This is a genomic window from Bradyrhizobium sp. CCBAU 051011 (assembly GCF_009930815.1).
Classification (GTDB): Bacteria; Pseudomonadota; Alphaproteobacteria; order Rhizobiales; family Xanthobacteraceae; genus Bradyrhizobium.
The window spans coordinates 634646-658105 of the sequence record NZ_CP022222.1; the positions used below are offsets into that span (position 1 = coordinate 634646).

At 63.2% G+C, this 23460-nt stretch carries 28 protein-coding genes and 1 riboswitch; of the genes, 14 read left to right on the forward strand and 14 right to left on the reverse strand.

What is annotated here, in order from left to right; all coding sequences use genetic code 11:
- Positions 1-102: 102 nt before the first annotated feature.
- Positions 103-609, reverse strand: a complete 507-nt coding sequence (locus ACH79_RS03065; protein WP_161849703.1) for a MaoC family dehydratase — start codon at positions 607-609, stop codon at positions 103-105.
- A gap of 2 nt (positions 610-611) precedes the next feature.
- A complete protein-coding gene (locus ACH79_RS03070; RefSeq protein ID WP_161849704.1) occupies positions 612-1073 on the reverse strand; it encodes a MaoC family dehydratase in 462 nt (153 codons plus the stop codon).
- Between the two features lie 202 nt (positions 1074-1275).
- Here ACH79_RS03070 and ACH79_RS03075 point away from each other — a divergent pair, with 202 nt between their 5' ends.
- Complete coding sequence (locus ACH79_RS03075) at positions 1276-1569, forward strand: DUF4282 domain-containing protein (protein WP_028350758.1); 294 nt, start codon at positions 1276-1278, stop codon at positions 1567-1569.
- Between the two features lie 131 nt (positions 1570-1700).
- Here ACH79_RS03075 and ychF read toward each other — a convergent pair whose 3' ends face one another.
- The 4 genes from ychF to ACH79_RS03095 all read right to left on the reverse strand — a co-directional run bounded on the left by ychF (position 1701) and on the right by ACH79_RS03095 (position 4780).
- Positions 1701-2798 carry a redox-regulated ATPase YchF gene (ychF, locus tag ACH79_RS03080; protein ID WP_161849705.1) on the reverse strand — a complete coding sequence of 366 codons (1098 nt, stop codon included), beginning with the start codon at positions 2796-2798 and terminating at the stop codon, positions 1701-1703.
- A 155-nt stretch (positions 2799-2953) separates the two neighbouring features.
- On the reverse strand, positions 2954-3562 hold the full coding sequence (pth, locus tag ACH79_RS03085; RefSeq protein ID WP_161849706.1) for an aminoacyl-tRNA hydrolase: 609 nt from the start codon (positions 3560-3562) through the stop codon (positions 2954-2956).
- A 21-nt stretch (positions 3563-3583) separates the two neighbouring features.
- Positions 3584-4303 carry a 50S ribosomal protein L25/general stress protein Ctc gene (locus tag ACH79_RS03090; protein WP_161849707.1) on the reverse strand — a complete coding sequence of 240 codons (720 nt, stop codon included), beginning with the start codon at positions 4301-4303 and terminating at the stop codon, positions 3584-3586.
- A 183-nt stretch (positions 4304-4486) separates the two neighbouring features.
- The gene (locus ACH79_RS03095) at positions 4487-4780 is read right to left on the reverse strand and encodes an accessory factor UbiK family protein (RefSeq protein ID WP_161849708.1); all 294 of its coding nucleotides are present in this window, start codon (positions 4778-4780) and stop codon (positions 4487-4489) included.
- Between the two features lie 186 nt (positions 4781-4966).
- Here ACH79_RS03095 and ACH79_RS03100 point away from each other — a divergent pair, with 186 nt between their 5' ends.
- The 4 genes from ACH79_RS03100 to pgeF are packed head-to-tail and all read left to right on the forward strand — an operon-like array spanning position 4967 to position 8459.
- Positions 4967-5701, forward strand: a complete 735-nt coding sequence (locus ACH79_RS03100; RefSeq protein ID WP_161849709.1) for a dienelactone hydrolase family protein — start codon at positions 4967-4969, stop codon at positions 5699-5701.
- Between the two features lie 12 nt (positions 5702-5713).
- On the forward strand, positions 5714-6559 hold the full coding sequence (lgt, locus tag ACH79_RS03105; RefSeq protein ID WP_161849710.1) for a prolipoprotein diacylglyceryl transferase: 846 nt from the start codon (positions 5714-5716) through the stop codon (positions 6557-6559).
- An 8-nt stretch (positions 6560-6567) separates the two neighbouring features.
- Positions 6568-7695 carry a class I SAM-dependent methyltransferase gene (locus ACH79_RS03110; protein ID WP_371419355.1) on the forward strand — a complete coding sequence of 376 codons (1128 nt, stop codon included), beginning with the start codon at positions 6568-6570 and terminating at the stop codon, positions 7693-7695.
- Positions 7692-8459 (forward strand): peptidoglycan editing factor PgeF, encoded by a 768-nt coding sequence (gene pgeF, locus ACH79_RS03115; protein WP_161849712.1) that lies wholly within the window; start codon positions 7692-7694, stop codon positions 8457-8459. Before ACH79_RS03110 ends, pgeF begins: the two co-directional genes overlap by 4 nt.
- A 5-nt stretch (positions 8460-8464) precedes the next feature.
- On the opposite strand, the gene ACH79_RS44705 is transcribed toward pgeF, so the two are convergent.
- Positions 8465-8689: a zinc-binding dehydrogenase gene (locus ACH79_RS44705; protein ID WP_161849713.1), complete on the reverse strand. Its 225-nt coding sequence runs from the start codon at positions 8687-8689 to the stop codon at positions 8465-8467.
- Positions 8658-9245: a zinc-binding dehydrogenase gene (locus tag ACH79_RS44710; RefSeq protein WP_161849714.1), complete on the reverse strand. Its 588-nt coding sequence runs from the start codon at positions 9243-9245 to the stop codon at positions 8658-8660. Before ACH79_RS44710 ends, ACH79_RS44705 begins: the two co-directional genes overlap by 32 nt.
- A gap of 10 nt (positions 9246-9255) precedes the next feature.
- Between ACH79_RS44710 and ACH79_RS03130 the strand changes: the two genes are divergently transcribed.
- The 3 genes from ACH79_RS03130 (at position 9256) to ACH79_RS03140 (ending at position 11348) form a co-directional block, all read left to right on the forward strand.
- The gene (locus ACH79_RS03130; RefSeq protein ID WP_161849715.1) at positions 9256-9513 is read left to right on the forward strand and encodes a hypothetical protein; all 258 of its coding nucleotides are present in this window, start codon (positions 9256-9258) and stop codon (positions 9511-9513) included.
- An 89-nt stretch (positions 9514-9602) separates the two neighbouring features.
- Entirely contained in the window at positions 9603-10226 is a 624-nt protein-coding gene (locus ACH79_RS03135; protein WP_161849716.1) for a hypothetical protein, read from the forward strand.
- Positions 10227-10394: 168 nt separating this feature from the next.
- Positions 10395-11348, forward strand: coding sequence for a ribose-phosphate pyrophosphokinase (locus ACH79_RS03140; RefSeq protein ID WP_161849717.1), 954 nt, complete (start codon positions 10395-10397; stop codon positions 11346-11348).
- Between the two features lie 243 nt (positions 11349-11591).
- On the opposite strand, the gene ACH79_RS03145 is transcribed toward ACH79_RS03140, so the two are convergent.
- Both ACH79_RS03145 and ACH79_RS03150 read right to left on the reverse strand, forming a co-directional pair.
- A complete protein-coding gene (locus tag ACH79_RS03145) occupies positions 11592-12401 on the reverse strand; it encodes an SDR family NAD(P)-dependent oxidoreductase (RefSeq protein WP_161849718.1) in 810 nt (269 codons plus the stop codon).
- A gap of 181 nt (positions 12402-12582) precedes the next feature.
- Entirely contained in the window at positions 12583-13167 is a 585-nt protein-coding gene (locus ACH79_RS03150; RefSeq protein ID WP_161849719.1) for a 6,7-dimethyl-8-ribityllumazine synthase, read from the reverse strand.
- Positions 13168-13245: 78 nt separating this feature from the next.
- Positions 13246-13398: riboswitch (FMN riboswitch) on the reverse strand.
- A gap of 185 nt (positions 13399-13583) precedes the next feature.
- Between ACH79_RS03150 and ACH79_RS03155 the strand changes: the two genes are divergently transcribed.
- Entirely contained in the window at positions 13584-14561 is a 978-nt protein-coding gene (locus tag ACH79_RS03155) for a tripartite tricarboxylate transporter substrate binding protein (protein ID WP_161849720.1), read from the forward strand.
- Between the two features lie 8 nt (positions 14562-14569).
- On the opposite strand, the gene ACH79_RS03160 is transcribed toward ACH79_RS03155, so the two are convergent.
- Complete coding sequence (locus tag ACH79_RS03160) at positions 14570-15265, reverse strand: class I SAM-dependent methyltransferase (RefSeq protein WP_161849721.1); 696 nt, start codon at positions 15263-15265, stop codon at positions 14570-14572.
- Between the two features lie 270 nt (positions 15266-15535).
- Between ACH79_RS03160 and ACH79_RS03165 the strand changes: the two genes are divergently transcribed.
- The gene (locus tag ACH79_RS03165) at positions 15536-16579 is read left to right on the forward strand and encodes a glycosyltransferase family 2 protein (protein WP_161856188.1); all 1044 of its coding nucleotides are present in this window, start codon (positions 15536-15538) and stop codon (positions 16577-16579) included.
- On the forward strand, positions 16579-17178 hold the full coding sequence (locus ACH79_RS03170; RefSeq protein WP_161849722.1) for a bifunctional 2-polyprenyl-6-hydroxyphenol methylase/3-demethylubiquinol 3-O-methyltransferase UbiG: 600 nt from the start codon (positions 16579-16581) through the stop codon (positions 17176-17178). The genes ACH79_RS03165 and ACH79_RS03170 overlap by 1 nt, the downstream gene beginning before the upstream one ends.
- Before the next feature lie 8 nt (positions 17179-17186).
- Here ACH79_RS03170 and ACH79_RS03175 read toward each other — a convergent pair whose 3' ends face one another.
- Positions 17187-18698, reverse strand: a complete 1512-nt coding sequence (locus ACH79_RS03175) for a hypothetical protein (RefSeq protein WP_246738408.1) — start codon at positions 18696-18698, stop codon at positions 17187-17189.
- A 177-nt stretch (positions 18699-18875) separates the two neighbouring features.
- On the opposite strand from ACH79_RS03175, the gene ACH79_RS03180 reads away from it, so the two are divergent.
- The 3 genes from ACH79_RS03180 (at position 18876) to proC (ending at position 22436) form a co-directional block, all read left to right on the forward strand.
- Positions 18876-20498, forward strand: a complete 1623-nt coding sequence (locus ACH79_RS03180) for a glycosyltransferase 87 family protein (RefSeq protein ID WP_161849723.1) — start codon at positions 18876-18878, stop codon at positions 20496-20498.
- Positions 20499-20920: 422 nt separating this feature from the next.
- On the forward strand, positions 20921-21421 hold the full coding sequence (locus tag ACH79_RS03185; RefSeq protein WP_161849724.1) for a YbjN domain-containing protein: 501 nt from the start codon (positions 20921-20923) through the stop codon (positions 21419-21421).
- Between the two features lie 193 nt (positions 21422-21614).
- A complete protein-coding gene (gene proC / locus ACH79_RS03190; RefSeq protein ID WP_371419356.1) occupies positions 21615-22436 on the forward strand; it encodes a pyrroline-5-carboxylate reductase in 822 nt (273 codons plus the stop codon).
- A gap of 145 nt (positions 22437-22581) precedes the next feature.
- Here the strand turns inward: proC and ACH79_RS03195 are convergent, their stop codons facing one another.
- Both ACH79_RS03195 and ACH79_RS03200 read right to left on the reverse strand, forming a co-directional pair.
- A complete protein-coding gene (locus tag ACH79_RS03195; RefSeq protein ID WP_161849726.1) occupies positions 22582-22977 on the reverse strand; it encodes a thioesterase family protein in 396 nt (131 codons plus the stop codon).
- Positions 22978-23167: 190 nt separating this feature from the next.
- Complete coding sequence (locus ACH79_RS03200) at positions 23168-23377, reverse strand: tautomerase family protein (RefSeq protein ID WP_161849727.1); 210 nt, start codon at positions 23375-23377, stop codon at positions 23168-23170.
- Between the last annotated feature and the right edge of the window lie 83 nt (positions 23378-23460).

Here is a 23460-nt window from a genome sequence, read left to right on the forward strand (position 1 = left end):
ACTTCCCCTGAGACGCTTATGGCAGGCAGAAAGTTCAAATTGCGTTAGCAAAAAATCGGTTTCGCGGAGTCATGGATGACGAAACACTAACGAAACAATTGGCTAACCATGTTGCCCCGGACGGTCCCCTGAAATCCCACCCCGCCGCGGCACGAAGGCGGTGGCGAGGAACGAGAACACGGCTTCGCCGCGCTGATTGATGCCGGTATTGCGGGCCTGGAGGATGCCCCATTCGGGACGCTTCTCCGAGGTCCGCTTGGTTTCGACCTGGTTGGAGAAGCTGACGGTATCGCCTGCCAACACCGGCCTGATCCAGCGCAGTTCGCGAAAACCCGGCGACGGCCCCCATACCGCGACCCGCTCACCGCGCGCGGCGGCTTCCGCCGACAGACGCTTGCCGTCGGCGACCAGCAGCTTCATGCACACCGCCGCAACGTGCCAGCCCGATGCGGCCAATCCCCCGAACAGGGATTTGCGCCCCTCCTCCTCATCGAGGTGAAAGCGCTGCGGATCGAACTGCGCAGCAAACCGCTTGATGTCGTCGGCGGTAAAGGTAAACGAGCCGAACTCGCGCCGGGCGCCGATCTCGATATCCTCAAAGAAGCGCATCGCTACTCCGCTCCCGCCTCGAGACGCCGACGCACGATGATCGGCGACTCCATCTCGCACAGCACGACGCCTGCCGCATTGTGGATCGTGCCCTTGAAGGTCACGATGCCCGTCTCGGGGCGGCTCTTCGAAATCCTGGCCTCCGCGACGTCGACATCCAGCATCAGGTCGTCACCCGGGCGCAGCGGCGCCAGCCAGCGCATTTCATTGACACCGGGCGAGCCGAGCGAGGCGGTGCGGCCGATGAAGCCGTCGAACAGCATTCGCATCATCAGCGAGCCGAGATGCCAGCCCGAACCGGACAGCCCCTTCAGCATGGATGCGTTGGCCGCCTCCTCGTCCAGATGCATCGGCTGCGGGTCGTATTCGGCGGCGAAGGCCAAAATCTCCTCGCGCGTGACATGGCGCGGTCCGAACGTGCCGAAATGGCCGGGCTTGAAGTCTTCGAAGGTCAGCGTGGTCATGTCTGGGAATTGGGGATTGGCTGTGGGCAAGCCCGAATGTGGCCGTTATTTGCGGCAATCTCAACCCGCCCACTCGCATGGCTCGTTCGCCGGGAAAGAGTGCCGTCCGCGGTCTCGACCTTGGCTTGCCCGAAGCAATTTTCGGGGCTAGCCCTGTGTTATCTGGGGACCAGCTTATTTGACTCGCCGGGGAGGGCCACCGATGTTCGATTTTCAGGATCTGTTTCAGTGGGATCGTTTCATTACGCCCACGATCATCAAGACTTTCTACTGGCTGGTCATCGGCTTGATCGTGCTGTTCGGCCTCTCCGGGATCTTTTCGGCGCTTGCAGCGATGGCGGTCAGCCCGTTCGGCGGCTTCATCCTGCTGTTGTCCTCGATCGCCGGCGTCGTGGTCGGCGTGGTGTTTTCGCGCATCGCCGCGGAGTTCATCCTGATCGTCTTCCGCATCAACGAGCATCTCGGAGCAATCCGCGATCAGGGCGGGATGCGGTAAGCATGGGGGAATTGTAGGGTGGGCAAAGCGTAGCGTGCCCACCATTTCTCTCGCGCTGCTGGAAAGATGGTGGGCGCGGCGCGACGCGCCTTTGCCCACCATACGGATCTGCCTCTGCGACAGCCAATATCTCAGGTATTAAACCTGAAATGCATCACGTCGCCGTCGGCGACGACATATTCCTTGCCCTCCAGCCGGAGCTTGCCGGCATCGCGGGCGCCGGCTTCGCCGCTCAGCGCGACGTAGTCGGGATAGGCGATGGTCTCGGCCCGGATGAAGCCCTTTTCGAAATCGGTATGGATGACGCCGGCCGCCGCGGGCGCCTTGGTGCCGCGATGAATAGTCCAGGCGCGGGCCTCCTTCGGCCCCACGGTGAAATAGGTGATGAGGTCGAGCAACTGGTAGCCGGCGCGGATCAGGCGGTCGAGGCCGGCCTCTTCCAGGCCGAGGGTATCGAGAAACTCGGCGCGCTCTTCGCGTGACAGGGTCGCAATCTCGGATTCGATCTTGGCCGAGATCACCACCGCGACCGCGCCTTCCTTCTTGGCGTGCTCGAACACCTGCTTCGAAAAGCTGTTGCCTTCCTTGGCCGAACCTTCCTCGACGTTGCAGACGTAAAGCACTGGCTTCGACGTCAGGAGGCCGAGCATGCCGAAGGCACGCTCTTCTTCCGGCTTGCGCTCGAGAAAGCGCGCGGGCTTGCCGTCGCGCAGCAGCACCAGGGCGCGATTGACGAGGTCGAGCGCCTCCTTGGCGTCCTTGTCGTTACCCTTGGCCTTCTTTGCCAGATTGTCGACCCGCTTTTCCAAGCTGTCGAGGTCGGCAAGCATCAGCTCGGTTTCGATGGTTTCGATATCGGCCAGCGGCGCGATCTTGCCTTCGACATGAGTGATGTCGGAATCCTCAAAACACCGCACCACATGCGCGACCGCGTCGACCTCTCGGATGGTGGCGAGGAACTGGTTGCCGAGGCCTTCGCCCTTGGAGGCGCCACGGACGAGACCGGCGATATCGACGAAGGTAAGCCGCGTCGGAATGATCTGCGCGGACTTGGCGATATCGGAGAGCTTGTCGAGTCGGGGATCCGGCACCGCGACCTCGCCGACATTCGGCTCGATCGTGCAGAACGGATAATTCGCCGCCTGCGCCGCTGCCGTCTCCGTCAGCGCGTTGAACAGCGTCGACTTGCCGACATTGGGCAGGCCGACGATACCGCATTTGAATCCCATCGTGTCCTCAACTATTTCTCTTCGTCATGGCCGGGCTTGTCCCGGCCACGTCCTGTTTCGTGCCGGCAAGGAAGACGTGGATGCCCGGCACATCTGCGTGAAGACGCGCTTCGCGCTTTAGGCCGGGCATGACGGCGGAGCAGTAACGCGAAAAATCAGCCCTGCTTCCCGTCGTCTGCCTTGTCGAAAATTCCCTTGGCCTGCAGCGCCAGATGCACCTTGTTCGCAAACGAGGAGTCGTGCCCTGCCGCCAGCAAGCCGGCATTGTCGGCCACCGCCGCGCACAAGGCTTCCACCCAGGCCCGGTCGCTCTTCGCAAAGTCCGACAACACGTGGCTGTGCACCATTTCCTTGATGCCGGGATGACCGATCCCGAGCCGCACCCGGCGATAGTCGTTGCCGATATGCGAGGAGATCGAGCGCAGCCCGTTGTGGCCGGCGATACCGCCGCCGACCTTGACGCGCACTTTTGCCGGCGGCAGTTCGAGTTCGTCCTGAAACACGGTGACATCGGAAGCACCGAGCTTGAAGAAATTCGCAGCTTCCTGAACCGCGCGCCCGGACTCGTTCATGTAGGTGGTCGGCCGAAGCAGAACGACCTTCTCGCGATCGAGCGTGCCTTCGGAAGTCTCGCCCTGAAAACGGCGGCGCCACGGTGCGAAACCGTGACGCCGCGCAATTTCATCGACGGCCATGAACCCGATGTTGTGCCGGTTGTTCGCGTATTTCGAACCGGGGTTACCGAGACCGACAAACAGGCGCATGACGCGGCATCCTGCCGCTGCTTACTTCTTCTTGTCGCCGCCCGCCGGCGCCTTGGCGGCCGCCGCCGGAGCTGCAGCACCCGCCGCAGGCGCGGCGGCAGCAGGAGCGGCACCCGCCGCCGGAGCAGCCGTGCCGGCAGCCGCAGCAGCAGCCGCAGCCTTCTGCTCTTCAGCATAGCCGGACGGCGGCACGATGGTCACCAGCGTCGCGTCCTCACGCGACAGCGCCTTCACGCCGGTCGGCAGCTTGATGTCGGAGAGATGCAGCGAGTAGCTGATTTCCAGCGCGCCGACGTCGGCTTCGAGGTACTGCGGGATGTTATCGACCGAGCATTCGAGATCGATGGTGTGGGTGACGATGTTGACGGTGCCGCCACGCTTGACGCCGGGCGAGGTTTCGCCGTTGACGACGTGCAGGGGAACGCTGACGCGGATGGTGGCGCCTTCGCCCAGCCGCAGGAAGTCGACATGCAGCGGGAAGTCCTTCACCGGATCGAGGTGGAAGTCGCGCGGAATCACGCGGTGCTTCTTGCCCTCGAGATCGATGTCGAACAGCGTGGTCAGGAACCGGCCGGCCAGGATGCGCTGCCGCAGTTCCTTGTCGTCGACCGAAATGGTCACGGGGGGCTGGTTGTTGCCGTAGATCACTCCGGGCACTCTCCCGGCGCGACGCTCTGCCCGGGCGGCCCCCTTGCCGCTCTGCGGACGCGCGGTCGCCTTCAATTCCTTGACGGTCGCCATCGTGCTAAGTCCTTGTTTTCTAAAAAGTTAAAGGCCGCATCGCGGCCCGTTGGCGTCCCACAGCAAGCCTCCAGGGGTGCGGGGGCTGCGGACGTGGCGGGCTTTTAGCCCCAAAGCGACGAAATGACAAGGAAATGAAGGGATTTTTCTTGGGTTTGCACCCTCCAGGGAGGGTGAAATCCCCTACCCGTCCGCCTGCGTGCTGCCGGCATCCGGCACCGCGGGCGAAATGCCGAGCTTGGCTTCCAGCGCCGCGATCCGGCTCTTGAGCGCCTCGTTTTCCTCGCGCGCCAGGCGGGCCATGTCCTTGACCGCGTCGAACTCCTCGCGCTTGACGAGATCGAGGTCGCGCAGGATGCGCTCGGCCTGGTTGCGCATGACCGTATCGACCTCGCGCTTGACGCCCTGCGCGGCGCCGGCGGCGTCGTTCATCAGACGGCCGATCTCGTCGAAAAACCGATTGCTGGTCTGGGTCATCTTAAAACGCTCCGGTCGCTGCAAATTGATCGTCACGACAAGACAATGGCAATCCCGGGAGTAACGTTCAAGAGCGCGGTTCAAAGCCCGACGTGACGGCCGTTCGCCTTGTCATGCTGCGGTTTCCTTGCAATCGTATCGAACACCCAGCCAGACACCAGAATCACAAAGCAAAAAGAAACGCCCATGATCGACCAGCAGATCGATATTGCGACCAAGGACGGCAAGACCACGACCTTCATCACCCATCCCGAGCGCGGCGGGCCCTTCCCGGTCATCATCTTCTACATGGATGCGCCGGCGATCCGCGAGGAACTGCGCGACATGGCGCGCCGCCTCGGCACGTCGGGTTATTACGTGATGCTGCCAAATCTGTATTACCGTTCGGGCGTCATGGAGCTGGGGCCGATCCCGCCGGATCCAGAGGCGCCCGAGCGGAAGCGGATGTTCGGCTTCATGAACTCCATCAACATTCCCATGGTGATGGAAGACACCAAGGCATTGCTCGCCTTCGCCGAGACGCAAGAAGCAGCAAACACGAAGATCGTCGGCACCGTCGGCTACTGCATGAGCGGCCGTTACGCCGTCAACGCAGCGACGCAGTTTCCGGATCGCGTGAAGGCGGCGGCTTCCATCTACGGCACCCATCTTGCGACCGACCAGACCGACAGCCCGCATCTGGCTGCATCGAAGACCAAGGCCGAATTGTATTTCGCCTGCGCCGAGACCGACATCTACGCGCCGCAGGAGATCATCGACAAGCTGAAGCAGGCAATGCAGGGAACGAAGAACGAGGTCGAGATCTTTCCAGACACCCATCACGGCTTCGCTTTCCCGAAGCGGCCGGTCTATCACCGCGACGCCGCCGAGCGGCATTGGGAGCGGCTGTTGGCGCTCTATCGCCGCAACCTCGCGCAGTAGACATCCCGCACGATGCCCTTCCTCACCATTACCTTTCCGGAAATCGATCCGGTCGCCATTTCGATCGGACCGCTCGCGATCCGATGGTATGCGCTGGCCTATATCTGCGGCATCGTGCTTGGATGGATCTATGCGCGCGCGCTGATCAGAAGCGAGAAAGTGTGGGACGGGCCGGCGCCGATTGCGCCCGTGCAGCTCGACGACTTCATTCTCTGGGTCACGCTCGGCATCATCATCGGCGGCCGCACCGGCTATGTGCTGTTCTATAACCCGGCCTTCTTCATCCAGAATCCTGCCGCCATTCTCAAACTATGGGAAGGCGGCATGTCCTTCCATGGCGGCTTTCTGGGCTGCGTCGCGGCGGTGATGCTGTTTGCGCTCAAGAACAACATCTCCATCCTGTCGCTCGGCGACATCACTACCGCCGTCGCTCCGATCGGAATATTCCTCGGACGGCTCGCCAACTTCATCAAGGGTGAGCTGTGGGGGCGAGAGGCGGATGCCAGCGTGCCCTGGAGAATGGTCTTTCCCGACGACCGGTTGCAACTCTTCCGCCACCCAAGCCAGCTCTACGAAGCGGCGCTCGAGGGCGTCTTGCTGTTTGCGGTCCTGGCGATCATGGTCCGGATGGGCGCCCTGAAGCGACCGGGCCTGATCCTCGGCAGCTTCATTGCGATCTACGCGCTTGCGCGCATCGCCAGCGAATTCTTCCGTGAACCCGATCCCCAGCTCGGATTTTTGTGGGGCGGGCTGACCATGGGTATGCTTTTGTCGGTGCCGATGATCATTGCCGGGGTCATCCTGATCATGATGGCATGGCGCCGCGGAACGCCGCAGCATATAGAGAAGTCGATTTAAGGCAGGCCGTGACCGAATTTTCACCGTTGCAGGCGGAGATCCACAAGCTGATCAGATCGTCAGGACCGATGCCGGTCTGGCGGTACATGGAGCTGTGCCTGATGCATCCCGAGCACGGCTATTACGTGTCGCGCGATCCGCTGGGCCGCGAGGGCGATTTCACCACCGCACCCGAGGTCAGCCAGATGTTCGGCGAACTGCTCGGCCTGTGGGCGGCCTCGGTCTGGAAGGCGATCGGCTCACCGCCGACGCTGCGGCTGGTCGAGCTTGGTCCTGGCCGGGGCACCATGATGGCGGACGTGCTGCGGGCGGTCCGGGTGCTGCCACCGCTCTATCAATCGCTCCACGTCGACCTCGTCGAGGTCAATCCGGTGCTGCGCGAGAAGCAGCAAGCGACGCTGTCCGGCGTGCGCAACATCACCTGGCATGACAACATCGACGACGTGCCCGAGGGCCCCGCGGTCATTCTCGCCAACGAATATTTCGACGTGCTGCCGATCCATCAGGTGGTCAAGCGCGAGACCGGCTGGCACGAGCGCGTTGTCGAGCTCGACGCCAACGGCAAGCTGGTATTCGCAGCCGCGGACGAGCCAATACCGCGCTTCGAGGTGTTGCTGCCGCCGCTGGTGCGCGCGGCTCCTGTCGGCGCCGTGTTCGAATGGCGGCCGGACAACGAGATGATGAAGATTGCGACGCGGGTGCGCGACCAGGACGGCGCGGCGCTGATCATCGATTACGGGCATGTGCGCAGCGACGCCGGTGATACTTTCCAGGCGATTGCCCGCCACAGCTTTGCCGATCCCCTGAAAAATCCGGGACAGGCCGACGTCACCGCCCATGTCGATTTCCAGGCGCTGGCGCGCGCGGCCGAAGACGTCGGCGCGCGCGTTCACGGGCCGGTGACGCAGGGGGAATTCCTCAAGCGGCTCGGCATCGAGACCCGGGCGGTCACGCTGATGGGAAAAACCACCGCGGAAGTCTCTGCCGATATTTCCGCTGCGCTGAAGCGCCTGACCGACAGCGGCCGCGGCGGCATGGGATCGATGTTCAAGGTGATTGCGGTCACCGAGCCCAATCTCACTTCGGTCGCAGGTCTCAGCGACGAACCGCAGGCCGCCGGAGACGAAACGGAATGACGTTCGGATCACCGCTGCTCGCTGCCATTCCCGGCCTGCGCCACGCCTTCTTCTCCCGCGAGGGCGGGATATCCAGTGGAATTTATGAAGGCCTCAATGGCGGGCTCGGCTCGAACGACGATCCGGCCAATGTCGTGGAAAATCGCCGCCGGATGGCCGAGCAGATGGGCGTTGCGCCCGAGCACTTGCTCAGCGCGCACCAGATCCACTCACCCGATGTCGTGGTGGCGACCGGGCCATGGCAAGGCGACAAGCCGCGCGCCGACGCGCTCGTCACCCGCACCGAAGGCATCGCGATCGGCGTCACCGCCGCCGATTGCGGGCCGATCCTGCTTGCCGATGCCGGCGCACGCGTGATCGGCGCGGCACATGCCGGCTGGAAGGGCGCACTGACCGGCGTCCTGGAATCCACCATCGAGGCGATGGAAAAACTCGGCGCCGATCGCTCCGGCATCGTCGCCGCCATCGGCCCGCTGATCCGCCAGCATTCCTATGAAGTCGGCGGCGAATTCGTCGAGCGCTTCCTTGATGCCGACGCGGAGAATGGCGTATTCTTCATCCCCTCGGCTCGATCAGGCCATGCCATGTTCGACCTCGCCGGCTTCATCCGCATGCGGCTGGAGAATGCCGGCATCCTGATGATCGACGACATCGGCGTCGACACCTATTCCGACGAGCGCTTCTACAGCTACCGCCGCTCGGTGCATCGCAAGGAGCCGGACTACGGCCGCCACGTCCACGCGATCGCGCTGGCAGCGGAGTAATTCCCCTACTTCACCTTCAACACCACCTTGCCGCGCGCCCGGCCTGCTTCAAGATAGGTCAGCGCAGCCGGCAATTGTTCGAAGGCAAATTCGCGATCGATCACCGGCTTGATCGCACCGCTCTCTACGAGCCCGGCGATCTCGCGCAGTTGATCGCCGCTCGGCTCGGTGAAAAACCAGCAATAGGTCGCGCCGGCTTCAGTGCTCGCGGCATAGACCTTGCGGCTCATCAGCCAGACCGCCGCGCGGACCAGCCAGCCTGCGCTCCTCGCGGCGGGCGAAATCGCGGTCGGGCGGACCACTCAGCGAAATCACGGCGCCGCCCCGCTTCACCACCTTGAAGGCGTCGACGGTGAATGCGCCGCCGAGCGTGTCGTAGACGATGTCGTAATCGCCACCCGCTTCAAGATAGTTTTCGCGATCATAGGCAATGACCCTGTCGGCGCCGAGCGATTTGACGAAGTCGACGTTCTTCGAACTCGTGGTCGTGGTGACGTGAAGGCCGAGATGGCTGGCGTACTGGACCGCGAAAGTACCGATGCCACCGGCGCCGGCATGGATCAGGATGCGCTGGCCGGCTCGCGCCTGGACGCGCGCAAATCCCTGCAACGTCGTCAGCCCCACCAGCGGCAGCGCCGCGGCTTGTGCATGCGAGATGGCGGCCGGCTTCCGGGCTACGAATTCTTGCGGCAGCGCGATCTTTTCGGCAAAGGTGCCGATGGTCTCGCGCGAGGCGCGCGCATGGACCGCATCCCCAGGTTTGAAGCTGACAGCACGCGCCCCCACCGACAGCACGATGCCGCTGGCATCGAAGCCGAACGGGGCGCGGCAGTTGATATTTCGAGACGCGCTTCAGATCGCCATGCACGATCTTGACGTCGATCGGATTGAGGCTGGCGGCATGAATTTCGATCAGGACGTCGCCGGGGCCCGGGGCCGGATCGGCAAGCTCGGCAACGCGCACATGATCGGCGATCGCGCCATAACCGTCGAGAACGAAGGCTCGCATCGATCAATCCTGCGGGGTTGGAGAATTCTGGCAACAACAAGGTGAAGCAGGATGGGCGCGAGGCAATCTTTTTGGTGAGCCGGTGCGTTCGCTGCCCTAGACCTTAACACATTTTAACGATATCGCAGGGGGCAATGAGGAACCCCCTGACCGCTTCGTGCCTGCAAGCCCCGCGCGCCATGATCGCGGCAGTGCTGCTTGTTGCCGCCTCCGCGCTCGGCGGCTGTGCCGGCGGCGGCGGCGCGGCCAGCGGGTCCTACGCGATGGCAACGAGCGCGGGCGGCGGGCCCACCGTGGCGTTCGAATCGATCGACGGTCCGCCGCCGCAGGTGTTCGACCGCATGGTCAGCGTGCTCGACAGCGAATCGAAGCTGCGCAACCTGTCGATCGTCTCCCGCGAGGGCGGTGCTTCCTATCGCGTGCGCAGCTATCTCTCGGCACAGGTGGTTCGCGGCAAGACCGTGATTGCCTGGGTCTGGGACGTCTATGACAACAACCAGCAGCGTGCGCTGCGGCTTTCCGGCGAAGAGCCGGCCGGCAAGGCCGGCCGCGACGCCTGGGCGGCGGCCGACGACCTGGTCTTGCGCAAAATCGCGCAGGCCGGCTTCAGCGGTCTCTCCGGCATGGTTAACGGAACCCCCGACACGGCGCCAGCGCCGGCCCCGGAGCGCCGCGGTCCGGCGGTCGCGAGTGTGGAAGCGACGGCACCCGCCCAAGATGCCGTGGGCGTCACGGCGCTGGGCTACAGCGCCCAATAATTGGCCCCGGAATAGTCCGGTAACGGCCTATTTTTCGCCGGGAAAACCGGGGCGACGGGTTGCCAGCCGAGCCACCTGCCTGATATCTCCTCGCTCATCAAAACGCGCCGGTTCCCGAGGATTTCTATGCTGAACGTCGTATCCAGCAAGGCGCGAGGAGAAGCGTCAATGGCGGCCAAGAACGGCTCGATCAAGCTGGTCGCCGGCAATTCCAACCCCGCGCTGGCCCAGGAAATCTCCAACTGGCTGCATATGCCGCTGACCAAGGCGACGGTCCGCCGGTTCGCGGACATGGAAATCTTCGTCGAAATCCAGGAAAACGTCCGCGGCTCCGACGTCTATGTAATCCAGTCGACGTCATTCCCGGCCAACGACCACCTAATGGAACTCCTGATCATCACGGACGCGCTGCGCCGGGCCTCGGCCCGCCGCGTCACGGCGGTGATTCCCTATTTCGGCTACGCCCGGCAGGACCGCAAAGTTGGCTCGCGCTCGCCGATCTCGGCCAAGCTGGTTGCCAACCTGATCACCCGTGCCGGCGTCGATCGCGTGATGACGCTCGACCTGCACGCCGGCCAGATCCAGGGCTTCTTCGATATCCCGACCGACAATCTCTACGCCTCGCCGGTCATGGTGCGCGACATCAAGGAGCGCTTCGATCTTTCCAACGTCATGGTGGTGTCGCCCGACGTCGGCGGCGTGGTTCGCGCGCGCGGCCTTGCCAAGCGCATCAACACCCCGCTCGCCATCATCGACAAGCGCCGCGAGCGCGCCGGTGAATCCGAAGTCATGAACGTGATCGGCGACTGCGCGGGCTATACCTGCATCCTGATCGACGACATCGTCGATTCCGGCGGCACGCTGGTGAACGCGGCTGACGCGTTGATCGCCAACGGCGCCAAGGAAGTCTATGCCTATATCAGCCACGGCGTGCTCTCGGGCGGGGCTGCCACGCGCATCGCCTCGTCGAAGATGAAAGAGCTCGTCATCACCGACTCGATCCTGCCGACGGAAGCGGTCAACAAGGCCGCCAATATCCGCACGCTGTCGATCGCGCCCCTGATCGCGGAAGCGATCAGCCGCACCGCGTCGGAAGAATCGGTGTCGAGCCTGTTCGACTGAGGCAGGCTTGTAGGGTGGGCAAAGGCGCACTTGCGCCGTGCCCACCGTTCATCTTCGACCGTGATCCTGATTGGTGGGCACGCTTCCGCCTTCGCTCTGCGAGCTAGAGCATGATCCGGAAAAGTGTGCAGCGGTTTTCCGAAAAGATCATGCTCAAACAAAAAGATAAAGCGGGATGACGATTCGAAGAAAAGTCATCACGCTTTAGGCTGACAAGTCGCTTTGCCCACCCGGCTCGCCACCTCATTCAAATCCCGGCCGCGGCACCAGGTTCATCAGCATATTGGCGTAACCGCCATCTACTATGATCTCCTCGCCGTTGATGTAGGACGCGCGGTCGCTGGCGAGGAACAGGATGGCATCGGCCATGTCCTGCGGCATGCCGACCCGGCGCAACGGTACCACGGCGGAGCGCCGCTCGGTCACGCCAGGCGTATCGTAGAAGGCCTGACTCATTGGCGTGATCACCATGCCGGGACTGACGACGTTGCTGCGGATGCCGTGCGGCCCCCATTCATTGGCGAGCTGGCGCGACAGCATGATCACGCCGGCCTTGCTGACGCTGTAGGCGCCGCTTTGCCCCTGCGCATTGCTGCCGGCGATTGAGGCCACGTGCACCAGGCTGCCGCGGCCATGGGCGCGCATTTGCCGGCCGAACACCTGCGCGCAAAGGAAGTAGCCGGTCAGGTTGACGGAGAGAACCGCGTTCCATTCGGCAAGCGTCAGGGCGTCGAGCGCGCCGGGACGCAGCACAGCGGCGGTGTTGACCAGCACATCGCACGGCCCTAGCGATTGTTCGACCGTCGCGGATGCCGCAGTGACGCTCGCGACATCGGAAGTGTCGCAGCGGGCAATGGCATGGTCAGAACCGAGCTTGCCAAGCTCGGTGCGCGTCACCTCGAGACCGCGTTCGTCGAGATCAATGGCGGCGACGCGGGCGCCGGACTGGGCAAGGCTTAACGCGACGGCGCGGCCGATGCCACCGCCGCCGCCCGTCACCACGCAGACGCGGCCTGAGAGGCCGAGCCAAGATTCGTCTCCGGCTTTGACCATTGATGACCTCCAATCCTGCATCCGTTCGTCATTGCCTGCGACAAACGCAATGCGTTTGCGCAAGGGAGCGAAGCGACGAAGCAATCCATCTTTCTTGCAGGCTATGGATTGCTTCCGCCTTCGCCAAGGCTTCGGCGGACAAGTCGCTTCGCTCGCAATGACGGGTTCTGCTACCGCCCCATTACCCCACGATCCCCGCGGCCACTTGTCCGCGCAAACGCTCAAGGCTGTGCAGCGTGTTGGCGCAGGCTTCCGCGACCTCGATGCCCTTGATGACAAAGTGCTTGCGGAAGAAATCGTGGTGCACGGCGCTGTCGTGGAATTGCTGCGGCGTCAGCACCGCCGAGAATACCGGCACTTCGGTTCGAAGTTGCACGTCCATCAGCGCCTTGATGACGGTGTCCGCGACGAATTCATGGCGGTAGATGCCGCCATCGACCACCAGCCCCGCAGCCACGATCGCGGTGTAGCGCCGTGTCTTGGCGAGCAGTTGCGCATGCAGGGGTATCTCGAACGAGCCCGGCACCTCAAACAGATCGACCTGCGCGCGCGTGATATGGCGCGCTTCGATCTCTTCGAGGAAGGCGATGCGGCATTCCTCGACCACATCGCGGTGCCAGGACGACTGCACGAAGGCGATGCGCTGCGGCTTGACGAAGCGCGGATGCACCGGCGCCGGCGGTCGCTCGGGCACGTCAGGCACGTGACTGGCTTCGGCTGGCTGGGGTGGAGATTGGACTTCAGGTTCTAGCAACGTCTGATTCATGGCTTTCCTCTTTCAGGACCAGAATCAGGGCACACGGAACGACGTCGGCCGACGCGCAAACGTGCGCAGGCCGCCGCAAACCGTTCTCTTTCATCCGGACTATAACCGTCGGCTTCGGATTCACACCGAATCTGCTGACCCTTCTTCCCGGGAGAGAGGAAGGCGCTCGCGGGCTTGGGCTACGTCACCCTTACCGCCGGTGGGGATTTTCACCCCGCCCTGAGAACATCGGCCGCCCGGAATGGACGACCTACCTGAGAATATGACCAAGGCCGGGGCGGCAGCAAGCGCCTTTGACATGGGGAATCGGCATGTCCCCATGCCGCCGGGACAGGGCGCGCAGCAAAGGCTGACGACCTTTACTCAGGCCGCCGCAGTTGGGATAGGGTTGTACTCAAAAAGGGGGGATACTCGACATGAAACTTCTACGCCGGAATTTCCTCCAACTTGCCGGCGCGCTGATCGCCGCGCCCGCCTTGCCGCGCCCGGCATCGGCGCTGGATTATCCGACACGGCCGACGAAAATCGTCGCGGGCTTCGCTGCCGGCGGCGGCGTCGACATCACAGCACGCCTGATCGGCCAGTGGCTGGCCGACCGTCTCGGCCAGCCCTTCGTGGTCGAGAACCGGACCGGCGCCGGCGGCAATATCGGCACCGAGGCGGTCGTGAACGCGGCACCCGACGGCTACACGCTGCTGCTGGCGACCGTGCCGAACGCGGTGAACGCCTCGCTCTACGAAAAGCTCAATTTCAACTTCGTCCGCGATATCGCGCCGGTCGCCGGCGTCATCCGTGTGCCGATGGTGGTGCTGGTCCACCCCTCGGTGCCGGCGCAGACGCTGGCCGAGTTCATCGCTTACACCAAGGCCAATCCCGGAAAGGTCAACATGGCCTCGGCCGGCAGCGGCAGCGCGCCGCACATGGCGGGCGAGTTGTTCAAGATGATGACCGGCGTCAACATGGTCCATGTCCCCTATCGCGGCCAGGGCCCGGCGATGACGGATCTGATCGGCGGCCAGGTGCAGATCCTGTTCGCCGCCGCGCCCGGCACCGCCGATCACATCAAGACCGGCAAGCTGCGTGCGCTCGCGGTGACGACCGCCACGCGCATGGCCGAGCTGCCGGAGGTGCCGACGGTGGGCGATGCCGTGCCGGGCTACGAAGCCAGCCAGTGGTACGGCTTCGCCGCGCCGAAAAACACGCCGGCCGAAATCGTCGACAAGCTCAACAAGGAGATCAACGCGGCGATTGCCGACCCCGGCATGAAGGCCCGGCTTGCCGCGATCGGCGGCGCACCGATGCCGGGATCATCAGCCGATTTCGGCAGGTTGATTGCGGACGAAACCGAGAAGTGGGGCAAGGTGGTTCGCGCGGGCGGGCTCAAGCCGGAGTGATGCGCCGGCTACATCTTGCGCGCGAAGGTGACGTATTGCGCGCCGAGTGGAAGCCAACCGAGCCTGGCTTCAAGCGGTCGCAATCGCGCCAGCGCCCGCGGGAAGAACAAATTGTATTGAATGCGCGGTGACGTCCATCCCGCATCACCCATTCTTTTCGCAAGATTGCGCGCGAAAATCAGCTTGGCGTTCTCGTCGAACGGGCATGTGTTCACCGCATGAACGGTGAGCGGGTTCAACGGATTGTGCTCGAAGATCGCGATCAGTCCGCCCGGCCGGGTAATCCGGTGCAATTCGCTCAGCCATGTCACGTGCTCGCCATGCGCGATGTGGTGGAACACGCAAGCCGAGAACGCGACATCGAACGAGGCGGTTTCGCAGGGAATGCGGCCCCCCTCGATCAGAACGCAATTGCCGGTCCCGGGGTAGCGCTGCTTGCCCAGCGTGAGGCTGCGCTCCGAGACGTCTGACGACGTCAGGGCAGCGTCCGGAAAATACGTTCGAAAGAACGGAATCGAATTGCCGATCCCTGAGCCGAAATCGCAGATCCGCGATACGCCGATCTGCTCGCGCTCGACGATCTGCCGGAGCTGCCTGATCTTGTATTCGGCGAAATATTCCGGACCCTCGCCAGTGACCGCGACATTCTCGCGATGCTGCTCGTAATAGGCGTCGGCGAAACGATCGAATTCGGCCTTGTCCATGCTGGCGATCCAGGTTCCCGAAAAAGACGCCGGCGGGGCGGGTGTGCACGGGCCGACGGTCGTCGTGACGCAACGTTTAGACAGCGCCTAAACATTTGATTAATTGCGCCAAGCTTGGCTTCGACGAATCGTAGCCCCGCGGCTCTAAAAATTGATGAACAATTAACCGGGCTTCATCGATTATCGCAGGTAGCGCTTCGCATCGATTCATTTGCCGGACAGGCTGCCAAACCCATGGAAATTCAGGACGGAATGCCGCGTCCCGGCAAGATGTTTCTGTCCATCGTTGTACCCTGCTACAACGAAGAAGAGGGCTTGCGCGAATTCCACTACCAGATGACTTCAGCCGCGCGCGCGCTGTGCGGCCAGCGGTTCGAGCTGATCCTGGTCGATGACGGCTCGACCGATGACACCTGGAAGCTGATCAACCAGCTCTGTGCGGAAGATCGCAATGTCGTCGCCGTACGGCTCTCGCGCAACCACGGCCACCAACTGGCGCTGACGGCGGGATTGTCCACTGTGCGCGGCGACCTCGTGCTGGTCATCGACGCCGACTTGCAGGACCCGCCCGACCTGCTGACGCCGATGTACGAGATGATGGCGCGCGAAAACGCCGACGTGGTCTATGGCCTGCGGCGCAGCCGCGCCGGTGAAACCCGCTTCAAGAAGAAATCGGCCGAGGCTTTCTATCGCCTGCTCGCCAGGATCACGCGCGTCCAGATTCCGGTCGATACCGGCGATTTCCGGCTGATGAGCCGCCGCATCTCCGACCAGCTCGTGCAGATGCCGGAGCATGATCGCTTCATCCGCGGCATGGTGGCCTGGCTCGGCTACAAGCAGGTCGCCTACGAATACGACCGCAATCCGCGCCATGCCGGCACCACCAAGTATCCGCTGGCAAAAATGATCGGCTTTGCCGCCGACGCGCTGATCAGCTTTTCGATGGTGCCGCTGCGGATCGCGACCTATGTCGGCGCGCTCCTCACCACGGTCCTCACCTTTGTCGGCATCGGCGCCGTCGTTAGTTGGGTCCTCTCCGGCACCGTGCCCGGCTGGACCAGTCTGACGCTGCTGGTCGTCATGATCTCCTCGGTCCAGCTCCTCGTGCTGGGGCTGATCGGGGAATATATCGGCCGTCTCTATATCCAGTCCAAGAACCGCCCGCTGTTCGTGATCTCGCACATCCACCGGCGCGGGCGGCTGCCGCACCATGCGACCGACGGCGAGGATCGCGTCGAGCAAGCGCCGTTCAAGACCCTGCTGGCCCAATCGGGACCGAACGCGCGCAGCCATGCCTATGACGAGGCCTCCTGATGAAGGCGATCCTGAACCATCCCGCGCTGTACCAGGCCTATCAGAACGCCGGCGGCTTCTTCGGCGCCCGGATCAAGGCGATCGCCGACTATCTGACACTGCGGCCGGGAATGCGGGTGATCGACATCGGATGCGGGCCCGGCCACATCCTCCGCCATCTGCCCGAAAACATCGACTATACCGGCTTCGATATCGACGACGCCTATATCGCCTATGCAAGGCGATCGTTCGGCCATCTCGGGAAGTTTCATTGCCGCCATTTCGACGCCACAGCCGCCCGTGAGTTCGCCGGCGCCGACGTCGTCATGATGAATGGCGTCCTGCATCACATCGGTGACGACGGCCTGCAGACCACGCTTGCCGACATCCGCGACGTGCTCAAGGAAGACGGAGTCCTGTTCACGCTCGACGGCTGCTATCGCGAGGGACAGTCTCGTGTCGCCAAATGGCTGCTCGACAATGACCGCGGCGAATTCGTCCGCGACCGCGACGGCTACGACAAGGTGCTTCGCCGCGCGTTTGGAAAAGTGAACCTCGCGATTCGCGACGACTATTCGCGCGTACCCTACACGTTCATCATCGGCGTCTCGCAGAAGTAGCCGCGCCGTCAATCGTTCCGGCGCAGCACGTCGATCCCCGCGACCGAGCCGACGAGCGTATAAGGCTTGAGTAACTGCGACACCTCGGCGTCGGCGCGGGCCCAGGCGCCCCAGTCATTGCGCAGATTGTCGACCAGGACGATGTCGGGCGGCAGCTTCCTGAAATCCTCGATCAGCCATTTGCGTTCCAGCGCCAGATAGTTATTCAGCTTCGCATCGGTCACCGCGTCGACAAGAGTCCTTTCGCGCGTCAGCCGCACGAATTCGCGGATCCAGAGGTTTTCCTGGCGCGAAACCCACATGCCGTTGACGTCGCGCACCAGCGGATGCCCGATCGCCGCCTCACCGCTCAGCACCAGTATTCTCGGGTTGGATTTGAGGCCGGCGACCGTTTCCCTGACCGGGCCGACATGAACATTGCCATAGAACCACAGCAAGCCGAGCCCAAAGGTCATAGCCAGCGCGACCGCGGACGCGACCTCGAGACGGCGCGATCGCCAGTCGACCACACGCGTCAGCGCATAGCCCATCGCGAGCAACGCCACTGCGACCATCGGATAGGAATGATAGGCCCAGCCGCGCCGCTGCAGGAAGAACGATACGGCAAATCCCGCGGAGGCGAGCATCGTCACCATCAGCAACGTGTCGATCTCGCTCTTCTGCCGCACCAGCAGCACCGAGACGATCGCGATCGCGAACACCAGCGTTGCATCATTCAGGAAGATCACCGAGGCCGGCATCGACCACGACAGATAGGTGTCGCGCACCAAGGGATAGGTGACCGTGAAATATTCGGGATAGAAGACATATGTGCTGACGCTGACTGCGATCACCAGCACCGCCGCGATGATGTTTTCGGGCGCCAATAGCGTCAGCCACGAGCGCGAGCGAAACGCGCTGAACAGAATGCATAACGCGGCCGGCACCGTGAAGAACGGCTTGAACGCCAGCGTGATACCGGCGCCGGCGCCGGCAATCAGGATCGCCCAGAACGGCAACGGCTCGCGGTTGCTGCGCAGCGCATAGACCGCAAGCGCCGGAAGGAAGGTGAGCGTTGCGATATGTTCGCGCTGGGCGAAGACATGCATCGGCAGGATCGTCACCACGGCTGCGGCCCATATGACGAATGGACGCCACCTCAATTGCGCCAGCGTCGATGACAGACGCAGGATGCGCGATACCGCAAACAGGGAGGCGGCAGCCAGCAGCAGAAGCTGGGCATCGATCACGTGCCGCGGATCGACACCGAGGACGCGCGCCAGCGCGACGCCCGGCAGATAGGCAAAGGCCGCCATCGGCGGATTGATCTCGATGATGTCGCGATAGAGATGCTGGCCATCCAGCATGCGTTCGCAGACGACGAGCAGCCAGCTCACATCCGTATTGAGGGGAACGACCTGCCGCAGCAGGACAGCGACGACGAAGACAATGCCGGTCAGCAGCAGCGTCGGCCCCAGCCCTTCCCGTTCCGCCGTATCAGACGGCGAACAGCGGGGAGCCGCGGCGAATTCCGAGATCATGAGCCAGTCCTGCGAACAAGTGTCCGACGCTAGCGAAGGAGCGTTAACGCGCGATTTGCAAACCGCCCGCGACGCATCGACGCAGGGCGAAACATTCACGAATCCTTAAAGCCGGCGCCCTAGAGGTATCTGTCGTGCCCAACTCCAGATCGCCCGGGCGACGCACATGGAGCAAGCATGACACACGCCGCTGACGTTGCCGATACGGAGGCAGCAAGGCCCGCGGATCGGGCCTGGCAGACGCCAATCCTTCAGACCAAGCTCCTGGTGCCGATGGCCATCGCGCTCGGCTCGTTGCTGGCCGGCGCAATCTACACCTGGTTTGCCGGCGAGGACGTCAACTGGGACTGGCTGAACTACCACGAGTACAATGTCTGGGCTGTCATCACCGGCCGCTATGGCATCGATGCCCTGCCGGCCGGCTTCCAGACCTATTTCAATCCGACCGTCTATTTCCCGGTCTACTATCTGCGCCACCTGTTGCCATCGCCCTATGGCCTGATGATTATCGGCGCGGTACACGGCCTCAATCTGCTGCTGATCTATTTTCTGGTGCGCATCCTGTTGCGGGAAGCGGCGACGGCAAGTGCGATCGCAGCCGCGATCCTGATCGCCGCAGTCGGGCCGATGACGCTTTCGGAAGTGGGCACGAGCTTCTCCGACATTCTCACCGCGCTTCCGGTTGTTGCCGGCTGCATCCTGATCGTATCGGCGGATGGATCGCGTCCCGGACGTTATGTGCTCGCGGGACTCCTGATCGGCGCGGCCGTCGGACTGAAGTTGACCAATGTCGCCTTTGCGCTCGGCGCGGCCGCCGCCGTACTCGTTGCGACGCGGCCGCTACTGGCGACGCTCTGCCTCGGCGTTGGCGGCGCGATCGGTGCCCTGGCGACGGGCGGCGCTTGGGGACTGATGCTCTGGCGCGAGATGGGCAATCCGATCTTCCCGCTCTTCAACGCCGTGTTCCAGTCCCCCGAACTGGTTCCGATGAACATCATGGACTGGCAGTTCATGCCCCGGGGCCTGCTCGACGCCCTGGCGTATCCGTTCTACTGGCTGGTCGGCGACAACAGGAGCTCTGAATATCCGTTCCGCGATGCCAGATTTGCGGTCGCAACCGTGCTGCTCGTGCTCGGCATCGGCCGGAGCCTTATCACCAACACTTCGATCCTCACGCGCCGCGACGTTCAGTTCCTGGTGTTTTGCATCGTCTCATACGCCACATGGCTCGGAATATTTGCGATTCATCGCTACGCGATCGTGCTGGAGCTGTTGTGTGCGCCCCTGATCGTCCTGCTGATCCACCGCAGCATCGCGGCGATGTCCGGAGTTGCCTCGCCGGGCGCAGCTTCGATGTCGACGAATTCGGTGATGCTTGTCCTGGCCGCGGCGATCGCGCTGTGGACGCAACCGGCTGATTGGTTCCGCCGCCCCTGGTCCAATCCCTATAATCCGAGCATCTCGAAATCCCTTGAGCAGCCCGCTTTGTACTTTCTGGTCGATAAACCGCTGGCCTATGTCGCTCCGCTGCTGCCGCCGCAATCACGGTTCTTTCAGATCGCCGACATCGCGCTTCCCATCATGCCTGACGGCCAGTTCGACCGCCGCATCCGCACCGCGTTGAAGGCTCCGTTGCCGGGCGGCGCATGGGCGTTGAATACGCGCGGCAAGCCGATCCGCGAGCCGCTGCTGGAACGATATGGTTTGCGCGTCGATGCGTCCCGGCCGTGCGTCGAAATCGAAGGCGCGTGGCTCGGGACTGCGATCGAGGCGTGTCCGCTGATTGCGCGCGAGAAGTAGGACCACGGCGTTCCCGCCGTTCCTTCAGGCCGCCTGTTGGCCGGTCTTTTGCAGTTCGAGAATCGGGTGCCATCGGGCGACGTGACGTCAGGCTGCCCTGAGAAAATTAACCACACATTAACTAATGTGGCAGACCCGCCTCATTTTACGGCGCGACAGACTCCTCGACGCTCGAATCCGATTCCGGTTTGTTCTCAAATTAATAACCGTAGCCTCGAACACCCTGTGGACGACGCCGCTTTGGCCTGTGGATGGACTCAGGGGTCAGTTGCGCAGATTCCGCAAATCACATCACTTGAACCTCGGCAGGCCCCAAGACGAACAGCGATCAGGGGATTGCAGCCGGCAGCGCCGCCTCAGTTCAACGCGCGCCGTGCTCCGCGTGCGTATCAGAAGAATTCAAGAAACAGGGTCGAGACGGCATGTCCCTCCTCGAAAGCATTTTTGATTCCCGGAACAACCCGCTCGCGGCAGTCGAGGACATTGCCGCCGAGAACAACTGGGCGTTCGAGCGTTCCGGCGAAGACGAAGTCACGATCGTCTCCAAGGGCAACTGGACCGACTACCATCTCTCCTTCACCTGGATGCCCGAGATCGAGGCGCTGCACCTCGCCTGTTCCTTCGACATGAAGATTCCGCCGGCGCGCCGCGCCGAGGTGCAGCGGCTGATCGCCGCCGTCAACGAGCAGCTATGGGTCGGCCATTTCGATATCTGGACCCATACCGGCATGATCATGTACCGGCAGGCGCTGGTCTTGCCGGGCGGGCTGACCGCCTCGACCTCGCAATGCGAGGTGATGCTGGCCGGCGCCATCCACGCCTGCGAGCGCTATTACCCCGCGTTCCAGTTCGTGGTCTGGGCCGGAAAGAGCGCCGCCGAGGCCATGAGCGCGGCGATGTTCGATACCGAGGGCGAGGCGTAAGCCCACCGTCGTCTCCACGAACGCGGCGTCGTTCCTGCGAACGCAGGAACCCATACTCCGTGACCGCGGGGCTCAAGCAAACTGCTTGTGGCCCCTTCCGAGCTTTACTAGAACCGGCTGTGGTTATGGGTCCCTGCCCCCGAGCGCAATTGCGCGCTAGGCAGGGACGACGGCAAAGCTTGTGGTGACGACTTTGAACAACACCAACGCACTTCAAAACCTCCACGACACCATCGCGCTGGCCGGCGCCGGCAAGATGGGTGGCGCGATGCTGACGGGATGGCTGGCCGGCGGCCTCGACGCCAACCGCGTGCTGGTAGTCGAGCCCCACCCGTCCGAAGAGATCAAGGCGCTCGCCGTCAAAGGCGTCCGTCTCAATCCGAAGGACGCCGGCACGGTCGATACGCTAGTGGTGGCGGTGAAGCCGCAGACGTTTCCCGAAGCGGGTCCGATATTGAAGTCCTTCGTCGGATCGAACACGCTTGTCGTCTCGATCATGGCGGGCACGCCGATCGCGGCGCTCGAAAAAGTCTGCGGCGGCATGGTGGTTCGCGCGATGCCGAACACGCCGGCTGCGATCGGCCGCGGCATCACGGTTGCGGTCGCGGCGAAAAATGTCAGCGCCGCGCAACGCGCCACGGCCGATGCGCTGCTGCGCGCCACCGGCTCGGTCGAATGGGTCGACGACGAAGGCCTGATGGATGCGGTGACCGCCGTTTCCGGCTCCGGCCCCGCCTATGTCTTCCTGCTCGCCGAAGAGTTGGCGCGCGCCGGCGTCGAGGCCGGCCTGCCGGCGGAGCTGGCCAGCAGGCTCGCGCGCGAAACCGTCGCGGGCTCCGGCGAATTGTTGCATCGCTCGGAACTTGCTTCCGCCACGCTGCGCCAGAACGTCACCTCCCCCGGCGGCACCACCGCCGCCGCGCTTGAAGTGCTGATGGCGAAGGACGGAATGCAGCCGCTGATGATCCGCGCGATCGCCGCGGCGACGAAGCGTTCAAAGGAATTGGCGAAGTAAGTGGAATCGTACGGTGGGCAAAGCGACTTGTCCGCCTTAGCTCGCAGAGCGAAGGCGGAAGCGTGCCCACCGTCACGAGCGCGATGCTTGATGGTGGGCACGGCGCAAATGCGCCTTTGCCTACCCTACGGCTCCGAGCAAGCCGCTACTTTCCCGCAAACCGCTTCGTAAACATCTCGACATTGACGAGGCCGCGGGCGTGGCGGCCGTCGCCTATTCTGCGCTCGCCCTCGAAGGCTTCGACCTCGAAGCGGATCACGCGGCGTTCGACGGCTACGACCTTTCCCGTGACCCGCACCGTGGCGCCGACCAGAGAGGCGCCGAGATGGCGGATGTCGACTTCGGTGCCGACCGTGATCCATCCCGGCTGGAGATAGGGCCTGATGGCGTCGCCCGAGGCCATCTCCATTTCCAGGATCATCATCGGCGTCGCATAGACCATCGGCATATCAGGCACGAAATGCCCGACCGTGCGCTCCGGCGGCACGACGAGGCTGCGTTCCGCGCTCATGCCGACCTTGATGAAATCGCGTGCATCCATGGATTGCTCCCTTCCCTCTCCCCTTGTGGGAGAGGGTGGATCAATCGCGCCGAACGCGCGATTGAGACGGGTGAGAGGTCTCTGTCCGCGAGTGAATCTCTCGCGTCGGTAATCGCGGATAGAACCCTCATCCGGCGCGGATTTCATCCGCGCCACCTTCTCCCACAAGGGGAGAAGGAAAAAGGCAGGGTTACTTCTTCGCCGCGGCAGCCGCCGCGCGCTCCACGAAGGTCTTGCCGCCCTTCATCTTGTGGGCCAGCGGCGCTTCGTTGATCTGGATCACTACCGCATCGGCATCGACGCCGAGATTCTTCACCAGCGCCTGGGTGATGTCACGCATCATGCCGGCCTTCTGCTCGTCAGTGCGGCCGGCGGCCATGCTCACGGTAATCTCAGGCATTGGTAGTGCTCCCTTTGTTTTTGCTTACTCGCAGATTGTCATTGCCGGGCTTGCCCCGGCAATCCATCATTTTGAAGATGGAT